Raw genomic sequence first — 15,885 nt, 5'->3', positions numbered from 1 at the left:
CCCGTAACCCTCAAGTCCCGGCCCCCGTAATACTGACCCCCATGACCCGCCTTATCCTCGCCACCCGCAACACCGGCAAAATCACCGAACTCCACGCGATCCTCGCCGAAGCCGGACTGCCGCACGAACTGGTCGGCGCCGACGCCTACCCCGACGTCCCCGACGTCAAGGAGACAGGCGTGACGTTCGCCGAGAACGCGCTCCTCAAGGCCCACGCCCTCGCGCAGGCCACCGGCCTCCCCGCCGTCGCCGACGACTCCGGCCTCTGCGTCGACGTCCTGAACGGCGCCCCCGGCATCTTCTCCGCCCGCTGGTCCGGCACCCACGGCGACGACCGCGCCAACCTGGAGCTCCTCCTCGCCCAGCTCGCCGACATCGCCGACGAACACCGAGGCGCCCACTTCGCCTGCGCGGCGGCCCTCGCCCTCCCCGACGGCACGGAACGCGTCGTCGAGGGGCGGCTCCGCGGCACCCTCCGCCACACCCCCACCGGCACCAACGGCTTCGGCTACGACCCGATCCTCCAGCCGGACGGCGAGAACAGGAGCTGCGCGGAGCTGACGGCTGCGGAGAAGAACGCGATCAGTCATCGGGGGGAGGCGTTTCGGGGGCTCGTTCCCGTCGTGCGGGAGCTGCTCGGCTAGCACGGAAACGGCCTGCGAATCATTCCTTCGATTCGCAGGCCGTTGGAGTGCGGCGGAAGGGATTCGAACCCTCAAGCCCGATCAAGGGCCACAGATCCTAAGTCTGCTGTGTCGCCATTGCACCACCGCCGCTAGCTCTCCGTCATCGTACCGGCAGATGCCCGCCGCCTTCTCCTGCCTTTGTGGCATGCGCCGGACGTGCGGCGGCCCGCACCGGGCGAACCCCGATGCGGGCCTGCGGGCCGGAAGTTGCCGACTCGACGCCTCAGACCCCGAGATCCTTGATGATCTTCGCGACGTGCCCCGTGGCCTTCACGTTGTACAGCGCCCGCTCGACGTTCCCCGCCTCGTCGACGACGACCGTGGAGCGGATGACGCCGACGACGGTCTTGCCGTACAGCTTCTTCTCCCCGTACGCCCCGTAGGCCTCAAGTACGGCCTTGTCGGGGTCGGCGAGGAGGGTCACCCGGAGGGACTCCTGCTCGCGGAACTTGGCGAGCTTCTCGGGCTTGTCGGGGGAGATGCCGATGACGTCGTAGCCGGCGTCGGCCAGCAGGGAGAGGTTGTCGGTGAAGTCGCACGCCTGCTTGGTGCAGCCGGGCGTCAGGGCCGCCGGGTAGAAGTAGACGATGACCTTGCGGCCCTTGTGGTCCGCAAGGGACACCTCGTTGCCGTCGGCGTCGGAAAGGGTGAACGCGGGGGCCGGTTCGCCGGGCTGGAGTCGCTCGCTCATCCGGCCAGCGTATCCGGGTGCGCGACGAGACGGGCACGCGACAAGGGTGCCCCCTGCCCGTGCACCCGGCCGGGAAACTGACAGACTGTGCGGAACAACGCATCAGCAGACTTCGGAGGCCGTACGGTGGCGGACACTGCGGACACGCCGGACACCAGATCCCCGGCGCAGATCGAGGCGGACATCAAGCGCCGCCGCGAGACGCTGGCCGAGACGCTCGACGAGATCGGTGTACGGGTTCACCCCAAGACCGTCGTCGGGGACGCCAAGGCCAAGGTCGTCGCCAACGTCGACCACACCCTCGGACGTGCGTACGTCCAGGTCAACCGGGTCGTGAGCGACGTCACGAGCAAGTTCACGGACGACGACGGCGCCCCCCGCGTCGACCGCATCGTCCCCGTCGCCCTCCTGGCCGTCGGCGTCGTCGGCCTCCTCGTCCTGGGCACCCGGCGTCGCAAGGACTAGGACCTGAGGCTTACGGGTCTCCCCGAGGCAGGTAGGTTCGATACGTGAGCGGCAACAGTAACGAGCGCGGTACCCAGCACGACAAGCTTCCGATCCGGATGCTGCACGACCGGGTGCTGGTACGGCAGGACAGCAGTGAGGGCGAGCGGCGTTCGGGCGGCGGGATCCTGATCCCGGCGACGGCGGCGGTGGGCCGTCGGCTGGCCTGGGCCGAGGTCGTGGCGGTCGGGCAGAACGTCCGGACCGTGGAGCCCGGCGACCGGGTCCTGTACGACCCCGAGGACCGTGCCGAGGTCGAGGTGCGGGGCGTGGCGTACGTCCTGATGCGCGAGCGCGACCTGCACGCCGTCGCCGCGGACCGCTTCGAGGGGTCGGAGGACTCCACGGGGCTGTACCTGTAGGCCCACCGCATCCCCGTAGTACCTGAGCGGCAGGGGCCGGTGACCATCGTCACCGGCCCCTTTTGCCGTTCCTTTGCTAGCGTGGAGAACACCCCCGACGAGACGCGCCGTACCGGGAACCCCGAGAAGCACCGCGGAAAAGACGACGCACCCCCGTACCGAGTCACGTCTCCGGAGGTGCCGTCATGGCCTGGTTCCTGCTCGTCCTCGCCGGTCTGCTCGAAGTCGCCTGGGCGATCGGCATGAAGTACACAGAAGGCTTCACCCGCCTCGTCCCCAGCCTGCTCACCGTCGCCGGTATCGCCGCCAGCATGCTCCTGCTGTCCTACGCGGCCCGCACGCTCCCCATCGGCACCGCCTACGGCGTCTGGGTCGGCATCGGCGCGGCCGGCGCCGCGGTCGTCGGGATGACGGCGCTGGGCGAGCCCGCCACGGCCGCCCGGGTCTTCTTCGTCGCCCTGCTCCTCATAGCGGTGGTGGGGCTCAGAGCGACCTCCGGTCACTGAGCCCCACCCGTAATACCTCGGGGCCGGCCGGCACTCGCCGACCGGCCCCGTCATACCCGTACTACCCGGCAGCCGCTCTACGTCCCCGGCGTCCCGCCGGCACCCCCGCCACCCGTCGGCCCGGCCGAGCCGCCGGGGCCGGTGGACGTATCCCCGCCGGCCCCGGCGGAGGTGTCTCCGCCCGTGGCCCCACCCGGAGTACCCCCGGTCGCCGCACCCCCGGTGGCTCCGGTGGAGGTGTCTCCGCCCGTGGCGCCGCCCGGAGTACCTCCGGTTGCCGCACCCCCGCCGGTGGCAGCGCCACCCGTAGTACCCCCGTTGGCCGCCCCCTGAGCGGCGCCCTGCGCGGCCCCCTGGGTCTGGCCCTGGTCGGCGCCCCCGCCGGTGGTCCCGCCGGGCGGCGTCTCGCCGCCGTTCTCCGGCCCGGTGCTCTCCTGGCCCGACGGCGTCGACGGCACGTCCTGCACGACGTCCGCCCCGTCCTGGAGCTGGAGGTCGAAGTCGGCGACCGGCTTCCCCTTCAGCGCGTCCTTCATGAACTGCGCCCAGATCTCGGTCGGTGCCCCACCGCCGTTGATGCGCGGCAGCCCCATCGCGCCGTACAGCGACTTGTGCGCGGCGGTCTCGGGGTCCTGGCCCATGACGGAGACGACGGTCGCGAGGTCGGGCGTGTAGCCGGCGAACCAGGCGGCCTGGTCCTCCTCGGCGGTGCCGGTCTTGCCCGCGGCGGGCCGGCCGACGGCCTGCGCGGCGGTGGCGGTGCCGTTGTCGACGACGCTCTGAAGGATCGCGGTGGTGGTGTCGGCGGCCTCGCGGCTGACGGCCTGGGTGGACTTCTGGGCGGGCAGGTCGATGGTGGTGCTGCCGTCCTTGGTGATCTTGTCGATCAGGGTGTACGTGCCGTGCTTGCCGTGGTTGGCGAGGGTGGCGTACGCCTCGGCCATGTCCAGGACGCTGCCGGTGGCGACGCCGAGCGCGATCGAGGGGGAGGCGGTGAGCTCCGGAGTACTACGGGGCAGCCCCAGGGCGATCGCGGTGTCCTTGACCTTGTCGGAGCCGACGTCCACGGCCATCTGCGCGTACACCGAGTTGATCGACTTGTCGGTGGCGGTGCGGACGGTGACGTTGCCGTAGTTGACGTCGTCCTCGTTGGCCGGGCTGTAGCTGCCGCCGCTCCAGCCCTGCACGGGGCGTTTGTTGGTGCCGTCGTACACCGTGTTCGGGGTGATGAGGCGGCCGTCCTGCGTCTCGGACTTGTTGTCGACCGCGGAGGTGAAGACGAACGGCTTGAAGGTGGAGCCGACCTGGAAGTCCTGGCGGGTCGCGTTGTTCGTGTACTGCTTGACGTAGTCGATGCCGCCGTACATCGCGAGGACCTTGCCGGTCTTGGGGTCGACGGCGGCGCCGCCCGCGCGGACGTACTTGTCGACCTTGCGGTTCTTCTTGTCGAGCTTGGCCATCAGGTTGTCGTTGACGGACTTCACGAAGGCGTCCTGCTTGGCCTTCTCCAGCGTGGTGGTGATGCGGTAGCCGCCGCCGTCGAGCTGCTCCTCGGTGAGGATCTTGTTGTCCTTGAGGTAGTCCTTGATGGCGGTGACGATGTAACCCCGCTGCCCGGACATGCCGGTCGCGGCGCCGCTGGACTCCAGCGGGGTCGGGAACTGCGTCCCGGTCCGCTTCGACTGCTCCAGCCAGCCCTTCTTGACCATGCCGTCGAGGACGTAGTTCCAGCGGGCCAGCGCCGCCGACTTGTTCTCGGGGTGCGCGATGACGTCGTACTCGCTGGGGGCGTTCAGCAGCGCGGCGAGGTAGGCGCCCTGGGCCGGGGTCAGGGCCGTCGCGTCGACCCCGTAGTACGCCTGGGCCGCGGCCTGGATGCCGTAGGCGTTACGCCCGAAGTACGACGTGTTCAGGTAGCCCTCAAGGATCTTGTCCTTGCTCTGCTCCTGGTCCAGCTTGATGGAGATGAAGAACTCCTTCACCTTGCGGGTGACGGTCTGCTCCTGCGCGAGGTAGTAGTTCTTCACGTACTGCTGGGTGATGGTGGAGCCGGACTGCTTGCCCTTGCCCATCGCGGTGTTGATGCCGGCGCGCAGCATCGCCTTGGGGTCGATGGCGGACTCGCTGTAGAAGTCGCGGTCCTCGGCGGCGAGCACGGCGTGCTGGGCGTCCTTGGAGATCTGCGCGAGGGTGACGTTCTCGCGGTTGATCTCGCCGTCGCGGGCGATCTCGGTGCCGTCCGCGTAGAGGTAGAGGTTGGACTGCTTGGTGGCGAGCGCGTTGGCCGGGGGGATCTTGACCATCGAGTAGCCGAGGTAGAACAGGCCGACGAGGGCGAGGACGCCGACGATGAAGGTGCCGAGCACTATGCGCCAGGTGGGGATCAGCCGTCGCCACCCGGTCCGCTTCGGCCGCTTGGCCTTCTTGCCGTCCTCAGGGGAGTCCGGGACGCCCGTGGCGTCGCCGAGGGGCTCTCTCGGTGCCCACCCCTGGGTCGGTCGCTGCGGCTGCGGCTCGTCGCTCATGTGTTGCTCGGACTCCTGTGCGTGCCTGGTGCTCTGGCGGGACTGTCGTGTTCTCGGTAGTACCGCAGAGGTACTACCGCTGCGGTACTACCTGCTGTTGCCGTACTGCCTGCTGTGCTCGATTTTCGCGCGCCCCCGGGTTGAAGACTCTCGCACCATGCGAACCGTTCCCGGCAATCGGCACGCTTTGGTGAAGAAAACGCGTGGCACGTCACCGATCCTGCGCACTAAGCTCCTGCGCTTCGGTGCCGTGCGAGGAATGTCACAGGCAGACGCAGGGAAACACGAGGAGCAGGAGGCCGGTTGCCGTGGGTCCGGCACGGTTGTACGCGGCCGTCGTGGCGGGGGGTTTCCGAAGGTACGCGACGTACCGGGTGGCGACTGCCGCAGGGGTGTTCACGAACACGGTTTTCGGCCTGATCCTGGTCTACACCTATCTCGCGCTGTGGGACGAGCGTCCCCACCTCGGAGGGTACGACCAGGCGGAGGCCGTGACGTACGTCTGGCTCGGCCAGGCCCTGTTCGCGACCCTGGCTTTGCAGAGCGGCGGCATCGAGATGGACCTGATGGAGCGCATCCGCTCCGGCGACGTCGCCGTCGACCTGTACCGGCCGGTCGACCTCCAGCTCTGGTGGCTCGCCGCCGACCTCGGCCGCGCGGCGTTCCAGCTGATCGGCCGGGGTGTCATCCCGTTCGGGGTGGGTGCCCTGCTCTTCCCGACGGCCCTGCCCACCGACCCGCTGCGCTGGCTGCTGTTCCTGGTCGCGCTGTTCCTGGCGGCGCTGGTGAGTTTCAGCATCCGCTTTCTGGTCGCCCTCACCGGCTTCTGGCTCATGGACGGCACCGGCGCGATCCAGGTGATGATGATCACCGGCCTGTTCTGCTCCGGCATGACCCTCCCGCTCAACGCCTTCCCGGGCGCCCTCGGCGACGTCGTCCAGGCCCTCCCCTGGGCCGCCCAGCTCCAGATGCCCGCCGACCTCCTCATGGGCAAGACCCCCGCCCTCCACGTCTTCGCCTTCCAGGCGGCCTGGGCCCTGGTCCTCCTGACCGCCGGCCGCCTCCTGGTCGGCGCCGCGACCCGCAGGGTGGTGGTCCAAGGTGGCTGACCGGCTTCGGATCCGGACGGCGGACGACGCCGGCGCGCGCGTCGGCAACCGGTTCACGGAGGGCGTGCGGGCCTACCTCCTGATCGCCGGCATGTGGGTGCGCTCCACCCTCGCCTACCGCGCGTCCTTCGCGATGACGCTGGTCAGCGGCCTGCTGCTGACCGGCCTCGACTTCGTCGGGATCGTCCTGATGTTCTCGCAGGTCGACTCCCTCGGCGGCTGGACGCTGCCCGAGGTGGCCTTCATCTACGGCCTCGCGGGCATGTCGTTCGGCATCGCGGACCTCGCGATCGGCTCGGTCGCCCGCCTCGGCAGCCGGGTGCGCGACGGCTCCCTCGACACCCTCCTCGTCCGGCCCGCCCCCGTCCTCGCGCAGGTCGCGGCGGACCGGTTCGCGCTGCGCCGGCTCAGCCGGATCACGCAGGGCGCGCTGATCTTTGTGTACGCGCTTACCGCGCTCGACATCGACTGGACCCTGGAGAAGCTCCTCCTCGTGCCGGTGACGATCCTGTCCGGCGGGGCGATCTTCTCGGCGGTGTTCGTCGCGGGCGGCGCCTTCCAGTTCGTCGCGGAGGACGCGTCCGAGGTGCAGGCGGCGTTCACCTACGGCGGGGGGACGATGCTCCAGTACCCGCCGACCGTGTTCGCCAAGGACCTGGTGCGCGGGGTGACGTTCGTCCTCCCGCTGGCGTTCGTCAACTGGGTGCCCGCGTCACATGTGTTGGGCCGCCCCTACCCGCTGGGGCTGCCCGAAGGGGCCGCGTGGGCACCGCCGTTGGTCGCCGCGCTGTGCTGCGCCGCGGCCGGAGCCGTGTGGCGCGCGGGCCTGCGGACGTACCGGAGCACAGGGAGCTGACCGTGACCGAATTCATCCAAGTCGACGGCGTGGAGAAGGTGTTCGACGTCCGCAGGAAGACCGGCTTCCTGCGGCGCGAACGCTCCCAGGTCCGCGCGGTCGACTCGCTGACGTTCACCGTCGCGCGCGGCGAGATGGTCGGTTACATCGGCCCGAACGGCGCCGGGAAGTCGACGACCATCAAGATGCTGACCGGCATCCTCACCCCGAGCGGCGGCCGGCTGCGCGTCGCCGGCATCGACCCGTCCCGCGAACGCACCCGCCTCGCCCACCGCATCGGCGTGGTCTTCGGCCAGCGCACGACGCTCTGGTGGGACCTCCCCCTCATCGACTCGTACCGCCTGATGCACCGCATGTACCGCATCCCGGACGCCCGTTACGCCGACAACCTCGACCGCCTTGTCCAACTCCTCGACCTCGGCGACCTGTTGGACCGCCCGGTCCGCCAACTCTCCCTCGGCCAGCGGATGCGCGGCGACATCGCGGCGGCCCTTCTGCACGACCCCGACGTCCTCTACCTCGACGAGCCGACCATCGGCCTCGACGTCGTCTCCAAGGCGAAAGTCCGGGAGTTCCTGCGGGAGTTGAACACCGAACGCGGGACGACGGTGCTGCTCACCACCCATGACCTCCAGGACATCGAGCAGCTCTGCAAGCGCGTGATGGTCATCGACCACGGCCGCATGATGTACGACGGTCCCCTCACCGGCCTGCACGAGGCGGGGGAGAGCGAACGCGTCCTCGTCGTCGACCTGGAACGCGAACTCCCGCCCCTCGACGCCGGACCGTCCGCCCGCGTCGTCCGCGTGGACGGCGTACGGCAGTGGCTCGCGTTCCCGGCGTCCGCATCGGCCGCGCCGTTGGTCGCGCGGATCGCGGGGGAGTATCCGCTGGTGGACCTGTCGGTGAGGGAGCCGGACATCGAGGCGGTGATCGCGAAAATGTATGCCGACAGGGCCACCGCATAGTGCCGTACGTCTGTTCCTCGTAGGCTGGCCGTATGAGCGACAACGCCCCGGAACTGCGTGCATCGGACGCCGACCGCGAACGCGTCGCGGAGGTCCTGCGGGACGCCCTCGCGGAGGGCCGCCTCGACATGGAGGAGTTCGAGGAACGCCTGGAGACGACCTACAAGGCGCGCACGTACGGCGAGTTGGCGCCGATCACCCGTGATCTGCCGACCCCCGGCGGGGTGCCGCAGGCTCCGGTGAACCTCGTCAAGGAGCCGCCCGTCGACGGGAGTTGGACGGGGCAGGTGATCGGCGGCGGGCACGACAAGCCGAGTTGGGCCGTCGCCGTCATGTCGGGCTTCGATCGCAAGGGGCGGTGGACCGTGCCCCGGCGGCTGAACTGCTTCGTCTTCTGGGGCGGCGGGGACATCGACCTGCGCGAGGCGGACTTCTCGGCCGGGGAGGTCGAGATCAACTGCGTCGCGATCATGGGCGGCATCGAGATCACCGTGCCGCCCGGGGTGGAGATCGTCTCCAAGGGGATCGGGGTCATGGGGGACTTCAGCCACAAGGAGAGCGGCGCACCCGCCGGACCGGGTGCGCCGCGTGTCGTGGTCAACGGGTTCGCGTTCTGGGGCGCCGTCGACATCGAGCGCAAGCGGACGAAGGCGGCGCTGCGGCAGGAGAAGCTGGAGCGGCGCGAGGAGCGGCGGCAGTTGAGGGCGGAGCGGCGGGAAGAGCGGCGTGGGGGCGGGCATCACCGGATGCTGGAGGGACACCGCGACCCGATGCGCGACCTGCTGGGGGACCACCGGGAGCGGCGGGACCGGCGGGAGGGTCACCCGCGCGAGTGATCGCGGGGGTGGTGGGAACCATCGGGGACTCCTCTTCCGTTCGAGTGGCAAGAAGGACGCAAGAAGGACAATGGGGAGGAGATCGCCGAGCGGGTGGAGCCTATGGAACGCAGCGGAGTGGACGCGGGGGACGCTGAGCGGGTGGGAGGCGTCGAAGAGGCCGAGGGTGTGCGGGGGCCTGACGGGGCCGGGGGTGCGGGGGTTTCTGGGCGTGGGGAGAGGGCTGGGGGTGCGGGCGGTTCCTGGCGTTCCGCGCCGTCGTACCGCACCATGACCGCCTTCACCGAGGCCGACGAGGAGCGGCGGCGCGGGGTGCGGCGGATGAAGCTCACCGCGACCGGGCTGCTGCTGTTCGTGGCCGTCGTCTACGTGCTCGCGAAGTGGGCCTCCCACGAGGGCGCGGGCGCCTGGGCCGGTTACGTCGCCGCCGCCGCCGAGGCCGGCATGGTCGGCGCGCTCGCCGACTGGTTCGCCGTCACCGCCCTCTTCCGCCACCCCATGGGCCTGCCCATCCCGCACACGGCGATCATCCCCACCAAGAAGGACGCCCTCGGCGTGTCCCTGGGCGAGTTCGTCGGCGAGAACTTCCTCTCCGAGGACGTCGTACGGGAGCGGCTGCGCTCCGTCGGCATCGGCAGCCGCCTCGGCGACTGGCTCGCCGAACCGCAGAACGCCGACCGCGTCACCGCCGAGCTGGCCACCGCCCTGCGCGGCGCGCTCGCCGTCCTGCGCGACTCCGACGTCCAGGCGGTCGTCGGCGAGGCGATCACGCGCCGCGCGGACGCCCAGGAGATCGCCCCCGGCATCGGGAAGATGCTGGAGAAGATCGTCGCCGACGGCGGCCACAGACGCGCCGTGGACCTGGTGGTGGCGCGGGCGCACGACTGGCTGGTGCTGCACGCCGACTCCGTGATGGACGCCGTCGAGGGCGGGGCGCCCGGCTGGACGCCCCGGTTCGTCGACAAGCGGATCGGTGAGCGCGTCTACAAGGAGCTGCTGCGGTTCGTCACCGAGATGCGGGACATGCCCTCGCACCCCGCGCGCGGCGCCCTCGACCGCTTCCTCGCCGACTTCGCGGCCGACCTCCAGTCCGACACGGACACCCGCGCGCGGGTCGAGCGGCTCAAGACCGAGGTGCTCGGCCGGGGCGAGGTCCAGGACCTCATCGCCTCCGCCTGGACCGCCGTCCGCTCCATGATCGTCGCCGCCGCCGAGGACGAGCGCAGCGAGCTGCGGCTGCGGGTGCGGGCCGCGCTGCTGTCGCTCGGCACGCGGATGGCTGCCGAACCGTCCGTCCAGGGGAAGGTGGACGGGTGGGTCGAGGGGGCGGCCGTGCACGTCGTGACGACGTACCGCAAGGAGATCACGTCCCTGATCACGGACACCGTGGCCGGATGGGACGCGGAGCACACGACGCGGAAGATCGAGGCGCACATCGGGCGGGACCTTCAGTTCATCCGGATCAACGGGACGGTGGTGGGGGCGCTCGCCGGGGTGCTGATCTACACGGTGTCGCGGGCGGTGGGGGGCTGAGGGGTGCCGGGCTGCGAGGTGGCCGTCTGGAGGGTGCGGTTCCTGGTGCGGCGGCGCAGGAGGAGGAAGCCGCCAGCCAGGGCGGTGACGCCGGTGGCGGCGGCCCAGGCGGTGAGGTCGGAGGCGGAGCCGGTGGCGGCGAGGCCGGTGGAGTCGGATCGGGCGCCGGTGTTCGTGCCGGTGCCCTGGGTGCTGGTGTCGGCTGAGGCCGGCGCGGGGGCCGGGCTCGCGGCGTCGGTCTGCGGCTGCCGACCGCCCGCACCCGCTGCCTCTCGGCCCGTGGCCTTGTCGCGGGTGAACGTCAGGGTGCCGAAGCCGAGCTGGTCGAAGCCGCCGCTGTTGGGGCCGTAGTCACCGCCGCCGCCCTCGGGGGCCGACTTCGCGGCGATGCGGGTGACGTACGAGGCGTCGAGGCCGCGGCGCTTCGTGTAGTGGTTGGCGATCATCGCCCAGACCGGGCGGGTCATGTCGGGGTTGATGCCGGCTGCGGCGGACACGGTCTCCTTGCCGGACCAGCCGCCGATCGCGCCCTTCGCGCGGGTGTTGGGGGTGTACGGGACGGACTCGCCCAGGCACCACTTCGCGACGTACTGGGCGCCCTTCAGGAACCGGTTGTCGTCGTACCCGTACAGGTCGATGCCCTGGTTCCAGGCCATCTCGCAGACGGTCCCCATGAGGCCGACGCCCAGCAGGGAGTGGCCCTGGTCGCGGCCGGCCTCCAGCCATTCGGCGAGGCCGTCGTCGCGCACGACCGGGATCGCGTTGCGGACGGCGCCGAGTCCGGCGCCGTTCTTGAAGTAGTCGACGGCGCGGGCGACTTGGGCCTTGTCGTCGCAGAAGATGCCGGTCGCGAGGACGCAGGCCATGGCGGTCAGGTCCCAGTTGGGCCAGTAGTTCGTGAGGACGGCGCCGTTGTGCTGGGCCAGGAAGTTGTCGCTGATCGGCGCGAAGATCTCGGTGAGCATCGTGCGGAACCGGTCCAGCTCGAAGTCCGGGTGGTCGCGGACCAGTTCGGCGGCGTTCGCGGCCTGGTAGCCGTAGAGACCGGCGGCGAGGAAGCGGTCGGCGGAGCCCTTGAGTGAAGTGAGCGTGCCCGACCAGGCGTTGAGGATGCGCACCGCTGTCGCGGCGTGCTCCTCCTCGCCGCTGACGTGGTGGCGCAGGGCGTTCTGGTAGGCGGCGTGGAGGTCGTTGTAGAGGATGCTGTAGTTCTGCGGGTGGCCTTCGCCCCGGTACACCGTCTGCTGGGGGTTGGGGTTCCAGGTGGTCTGGGAGTGGCGGTTCTCGGTGAGCTTCGCGTAGCCGGCGGTGTAGGGGGCCTTGCCCGCCTTGACCTTGGCGGCCATGCGGGTGAGGTCGGCGGTGGTGTGCAGGAGGCCGGGGTGCGCGTAGGCGGTGGGGGCGGCGGTCGCCGGGGTGACGGTGGGGAGGGTGAGGGCGGTGGCTCCGGTGAGGGTGGTCGCGGTGAGGGCGGTGGTCTTGAGGAGGGTGCGTCGGGTGAGGTGCATGTGGGGGAGACGGGGTGGGGGTGGGGGCGATAACGAAAAGTGGGGAGGGGAGGGGAGGGGAGGGGTGAAGGGCGGGGCCCGTAGTACCCGTACTACTTGGGAGCTCTCCGGCTGCTTGAGGGCTCTCCGGCTCAAGGCCCTCCGGTTCGGTGGGGGCGGTTTGGCGGAAATCCGTCGACCCCTGTCAGTTCCGCCACTTCTGCAAGATCGGTGCCCCTCCTACGGTCGCCCTATGACCAAGCTCCTCCTCGCCCTGCACGTCCTCGCCGCGATCGTCGCCGTCGGTCCGGTCACCGTCGCCGCCAGCATGTTCCCGCCCGCCGCCCGCAAGGCGCTGACCGCACCGGAGGACGAACAGGCGCGGTCCTCCGTACGGCTCCTGCACCGGATCTGCCGCGTGTACGCGGGGATCGGCATCGCGGTGCCGGTGCTCGGGTTCGCCACGGCGAGCGCGATGGGGGTGATGGGGGACACGTGGCTGATCGTCTCGACGGCGCTGACGGTCGCCGCCGCGCTCGTGCTGGTCGTCCTCGTGCTGCCGCGGCAGGAGGTGCTCGTCGAGGGCGGGGGGAACGTCCGGACGACCGTCCGACTCGGCATGTTCACGGGGGTGTTCAACCTGCTGTGGGCGACGGTGACGGTCCTGATGATCGTGCGGCCGGGGTCGACGACCGGTGCGTGAGGCGGCCTCGGCGGGTGAGGTGTTCTCGGCGTGCGAGGTGTTCTCGGCGTGTGGGGCGTTCGCAGGGGGTGGCGCAAAGCCGGTGACCGCCTAGGATCCCGCCATGCATACGGTTGCCGTGCTCGCGCTGGACGGAGTCATCCCCTTCGACCTCTCCCTCCCGATCGACGTCTTCGGCTGGGCGCGGCTGCCGGACGGGCGTGCGCCGTACGACGTGAAGGTGTGCGGGGTGCGGGCGAGGGACGACGTCCGTGTCGCGATGCGGACACAGGCGTTCACGATGCGGCCGACGAACGGGCTCGAACTCCTCGCCGAGGCCGACACGATCATCCTGCCCGGGGTGGAGGAGCCGCCGTCCGAACTGCCTCCCGGAGTCGCCGAGGCACTGCGCGCGGCGGCGGCGAACGGCACCCGGATCGCGTCCGTCTGCGTGGGCGCGTTCCTCTTCGCGGCGACCGGTCTGCTGGACGGGCTGCGCGTGACGACCCACTGGGCAGCGGCGTCCGACCTGGCCGCACGCTATCCCCGAGTCGCCGTGGATCCCGAGGTGTTGTACGTCGACAACGGTCAGTTCCTGACGTCGGCGGGGGCCGCGGCGGCGATGGACATGTGCCTGCACATGGTCCGCACCGACCACGGCTCCGCCGTCGCCGCGCACACCGCCCGCATGTGCGTCATGCCCCTCGAACGCGAGGGCGGCCAGGCGCAGTTCATCGTCCACGACCTGCCCCCGGCGCCGTCGGGCGCCGCACTGGAACCCTTACTGGAGTGGCTTGAGGCCGAATGCGCACGAGAGTTGACGCTGGATCAGATCGCCGCGCGGGCCGGGATGAGCACGCGGACCCTCAACCGGCGGTTCCGGGAGCAGACCGGGACGACGCCGCTGCGGTGGCTGCACCGGGCGCGGGTGCGGCGGGCCCAGTACCTGCTGGAGACGACGCCGTATCCCGTCGAGCGGATCGCGGCGCAGGTGGGGTTCGGGTCGCCGACGGCGTTCCGGGAGCGGTTCCGGAGCGTGGTGGGGACGAGTCCGCAGGGGTATCGGAGGGCGTTCAGGGGAGGGGAAGGGGACGGGGAGTCGTAGAGGCGGCGGGGGTGCTGTTGTACCCGTACGACCCTCGGCCCACCCCTGACTCCTGAGAGCCAGAGACCGCACTCGTCCCTGGGAGCCAGGGGGGTACCCGTAGTACTTCAGTACTCCTCGCCCCTGTCAGCCCCCTTGTGCCCGGACCGGCCCCCGTCACTCCCCCTTGCGGTCGGCCACCACCCACGACGCGAGCCCCACGGCCCCCGCGACCCCGAACACGGACGGCCAGGCCCCGACCTTCTTCGCCAGCGGATGCGACCCGGCGAACGCGGCGACGTACGCGACCCCCAGCGCCCCCGCGGCCTTCCCGCCGGCCCGCTCCTTCCACTGCCACGCGGCAGCGGCCCCCGCAGCGGCGAGCACGACCCCGCCGAGCTGCCGCTTCTTCGTCCAGCGGGCGACACCGTACCCACCGACGAGCCCACCGGCGGCGACGAGCGAACTGGGAACCTTGGCCATGGAGTACCTCCTAGGGGATCACCCCGAGGCTAACTCCGACACCCCCCGCGCCCGCGAACCTGAGTACCCCCCTGTCAACTTCCCGGAGGTGTCGACGCGGAAATCCGGGGCAGGAGCGACAGAAGGGGAACAGCGGGAAACCCGAGCGGAAACGAGAAGATGACCAAGACGGAGCCCGATACGACGACCGGCCCGAAACCGTCCGACGACACCCCGGCGAGGGCGATCCCGTCACCGAGGCACTCCCTGATCCGCACCCCCGAGACCTGGCCCCACCTGATCGCCAGGGTCAAACGAACGGGCCAGTACCCCACCACGGCGGAAGCGGAGAAGATCACCCGCACCACCCTCACGGCCCTGGCCCCACACCTCCCCACCCCGGAACGCACAGCCCTGACCCGCACCCTCCCCCCGGAGGCGGCCACCCTCCTGGCGGCCGGCACCCCCTCCCATCCCCCTTCCCCCGCAGCCGAGTTCGTCGCCACGGTCGCCACCAGACTGGACAACACGACGCGGGACAAGGCCCGTTGGCACGTCAGCTCGGTCCTGACCACCCTCGCCCACCTGGCGGGCCCCACCCTGACGGACCGCATCATCACCCAACTCCCGCAGGGCTACGCGTTGTTGTTCGGAAGGCCGGAACTGCTGCGAAAAAAGTGAGAGGACGGGAGCGGAGGAGGGAAAAATAACCCCCCATGTCCACCCCTGCCTTGCTTCCGCCCTCCCCCCTCCCCACCGCCTCCCTGACCACCCCCACCGGCACCCGAATCGCCTACCGCGACGAACACCCGCCCCACCCCGAACAGCTCCCCCCGTTCCTGCTGCTCCACGGCCTGGCAGGCCACTTGGGCGAGTGGACCGACCTCACCACCCGCCTCCTCACTGCCGGCCACCGAGTCGTCCGCTACGACGCCGCCGGCCACGGCGCCAGCACCCGCACCGCACCCGACATGTCCCGCACAGCAGCGGCATCGGACGCGGCAACCCTCCTGACCACCCTGAACACCGGCCCCGCGATCCTGGTGGGCCAATCCCTGGGCGGCGTAACAGCTTTGCTCACCGCCGCCGCCCACCCCACCCTCGTCCAGGCCCTGATCCTCATAGAAGCAGGCCCCGCCCAAGCTTCCCCCGACCTCCCCACCCAGATCACCACCTGGCTGAACACCTGGCCCACCCCCTTCCCCTCCTACGCCGAGGCCGTCACCTTCTTCGGCCACCCCTCCTGGGCCGACAGCCTCCACTGGCACCCCGACGGCACCGGCCACCCCCGCATCGACCCCACCGCCATGCTCGCGGCCGTCCAAGACCTCACCACCCACGACCGCTGGCCCGAATGGGCCGGCCTCCGCTGTCCCACCCTGGTCGTACGGGGTGCACAGGGCACGATGCCGCCACCGGAAGCGGCGGCGATGCGTGAGCGCCGCCCGCACGACACCGTGATCACCACACTCCCGAACGCCGGCCACGACGCCCATCTGGACCGCCCTGCGGGGTTGTTCGGGGCGATCTCGGGGTTCCTCAGCGTGTACTTCCCTGACATGTAAGGGCGTTGGAGACCAACCCCCGGCCCTCG

17 protein-coding genes, 1 tRNA gene and 1 riboswitch are annotated in these 15,885 nt (G+C 70.7%); of the genes, 13 read left to right on the top strand and 5 right to left on the bottom strand.

Annotated features, from left to right (window positions below; genetic code table 11):
- Positions 1–41: 41 nt before the first annotated feature.
- Positions 42–644, top strand: a complete 603-nt coding sequence (rdgB, locus tag ACVNF4_RS01425) for an RdgB/HAM1 family non-canonical purine NTP pyrophosphatase (RefSeq protein ID WP_461800758.1) — start codon at positions 42–44, stop codon at positions 642–644.
- 48 nt (positions 645–692) lie between these two features.
- Here rdgB and ACVNF4_RS01420 read toward each other — a convergent pair.
- A tRNA-Leu gene (locus ACVNF4_RS01420) sits at positions 693–776 on the bottom strand.
- Between the two features lie 133 nt (positions 777–909).
- Complete coding sequence (bcp, locus tag ACVNF4_RS01415; protein WP_461800757.1) at positions 910–1,377, bottom strand: thioredoxin-dependent thiol peroxidase; 468 nt, start codon at positions 1,375–1,377, stop codon at positions 910–912.
- A gap of 126 nt (positions 1,378–1,503) precedes the next feature.
- Between bcp and ACVNF4_RS01410 the strand changes: the two genes are divergently transcribed.
- The 3 genes from ACVNF4_RS01410 to sugE all read left to right on the top strand — a co-directional run bounded on the left by ACVNF4_RS01410 (position 1,504) and on the right by sugE (position 2,749).
- Positions 1,504–1,842 (top strand): DUF3618 domain-containing protein, encoded by a 339-nt coding sequence (locus ACVNF4_RS01410; protein ID WP_461800756.1) that lies wholly within the window; start codon positions 1,504–1,506, stop codon positions 1,840–1,842.
- A 98-nt stretch (positions 1,843–1,940) separates the two neighbouring features.
- Positions 1,941–2,243 (top strand): GroES family chaperonin, encoded by a 303-nt coding sequence (locus ACVNF4_RS01405; protein WP_355873574.1) that lies wholly within the window; start codon positions 1,941–1,943, stop codon positions 2,241–2,243.
- Positions 2,244–2,317: 74 nt separating this feature from the next.
- Positions 2,318–2,395, top strand: a riboswitch (guanidine-III (ykkC-III) riboswitch).
- A gap of 33 nt (positions 2,396–2,428) precedes the next feature.
- On the top strand, positions 2,429–2,749 hold the full coding sequence (sugE, locus tag ACVNF4_RS01400; RefSeq protein ID WP_461800755.1) for a quaternary ammonium compound efflux SMR transporter SugE: 321 nt from the start codon (positions 2,429–2,431) through the stop codon (positions 2,747–2,749).
- Positions 2,750–2,826: 77 nt separating this feature from the next.
- Here sugE and ACVNF4_RS01395 read toward each other — a convergent pair whose 3' ends face one another.
- On the bottom strand, positions 2,827–5,274 hold the full coding sequence (locus tag ACVNF4_RS01395; protein ID WP_461800754.1) for a transglycosylase domain-containing protein: 2,448 nt from the start codon (positions 5,272–5,274) through the stop codon (positions 2,827–2,829).
- A 308-nt stretch (positions 5,275–5,582) separates the two neighbouring features.
- Between ACVNF4_RS01395 and ACVNF4_RS01390 the strand changes: the two genes are divergently transcribed.
- The 5 genes from ACVNF4_RS01390 to ACVNF4_RS01370 all read left to right on the top strand — a co-directional run bounded on the left by ACVNF4_RS01390 (position 5,583) and on the right by ACVNF4_RS01370 (position 10,576).
- Positions 5,583–6,383 (top strand): ABC transporter permease, encoded by an 801-nt coding sequence (locus tag ACVNF4_RS01390; protein WP_461800753.1) that lies wholly within the window; start codon positions 5,583–5,585, stop codon positions 6,381–6,383.
- A gap of 91 nt (positions 6,384–6,474) precedes the next feature.
- Entirely contained in the window at positions 6,475–7,239 is a 765-nt protein-coding gene (locus ACVNF4_RS01385; protein ID WP_461800789.1) for an ABC transporter permease, read from the top strand.
- Positions 7,240–7,241: 2 nt separating this feature from the next.
- Positions 7,242–8,207 carry an ABC transporter ATP-binding protein gene (locus tag ACVNF4_RS01380; protein ID WP_461800752.1) on the top strand — a complete coding sequence of 322 codons (966 nt, stop codon included), beginning with the start codon at positions 7,242–7,244 and terminating at the stop codon, positions 8,205–8,207.
- A 32-nt stretch (positions 8,208–8,239) separates the two neighbouring features.
- A complete protein-coding gene (locus ACVNF4_RS01375; RefSeq protein WP_461800751.1) occupies positions 8,240–9,043 on the top strand; it encodes a DUF1707 SHOCT-like domain-containing protein in 804 nt (267 codons plus the stop codon).
- 102 nt (positions 9,044–9,145) lie between these two features.
- Positions 9,146–10,576 (top strand): DUF445 domain-containing protein, encoded by a 1,431-nt coding sequence (locus tag ACVNF4_RS01370; RefSeq protein ID WP_461800750.1) that lies wholly within the window; start codon positions 9,146–9,148, stop codon positions 10,574–10,576.
- Here ACVNF4_RS01370 and ACVNF4_RS01365 read toward each other — a convergent pair.
- The gene (locus ACVNF4_RS01365; protein ID WP_461800749.1) at positions 10,546–12,084 is read right to left on the bottom strand and encodes an alginate lyase family protein; all 1,539 of its coding nucleotides are present in this window, start codon (positions 12,082–12,084) and stop codon (positions 10,546–10,548) included. The genes ACVNF4_RS01370 and ACVNF4_RS01365 overlap by 31 nt on opposite strands.
- A 232-nt stretch (positions 12,085–12,316) precedes the next feature.
- Between ACVNF4_RS01365 and ACVNF4_RS01360 the strand changes: the two genes are divergently transcribed.
- Positions 12,317–12,766 (top strand): hypothetical protein, encoded by a 450-nt coding sequence (locus tag ACVNF4_RS01360; RefSeq protein WP_461800748.1) that lies wholly within the window; start codon positions 12,317–12,319, stop codon positions 12,764–12,766.
- A gap of 103 nt (positions 12,767–12,869) precedes the next feature.
- Entirely contained in the window at positions 12,870–13,850 is a 981-nt protein-coding gene (locus ACVNF4_RS01355; RefSeq protein WP_461800747.1) for a GlxA family transcriptional regulator, read from the top strand.
- Between the two features lie 156 nt (positions 13,851–14,006).
- On the opposite strand, the gene ACVNF4_RS01350 is transcribed toward ACVNF4_RS01355, so the two are convergent.
- The gene (locus ACVNF4_RS01350) at positions 14,007–14,312 is read right to left on the bottom strand and encodes a hypothetical protein (protein WP_461800746.1); all 306 of its coding nucleotides are present in this window, start codon (positions 14,310–14,312) and stop codon (positions 14,007–14,009) included.
- 159 nt (positions 14,313–14,471) lie between these two features.
- On the opposite strand from ACVNF4_RS01350, the gene ACVNF4_RS01345 reads away from it, so the two are divergent.
- Entirely contained in the window at positions 14,472–14,972 is a 501-nt protein-coding gene (locus ACVNF4_RS01345) for a DUF2267 domain-containing protein (RefSeq protein ID WP_461800745.1), read from the top strand.
- Positions 14,973–15,007: 35 nt separating this feature from the next.
- Positions 15,008–15,856: an alpha/beta fold hydrolase gene (locus tag ACVNF4_RS01340; RefSeq protein WP_461800744.1), complete on the top strand. Its 849-nt coding sequence runs from the start codon at positions 15,008–15,010 to the stop codon at positions 15,854–15,856.
- Positions 15,857–15,885: the final 29 nt, after the last annotated feature.

It is taken from the genome of Streptomyces sp. S6 (assembly GCF_054880855.1).
Note: the sequence above shows the minus strand (reverse complement) of the source record. Positions and strands in the feature narration are given on the sequence as shown.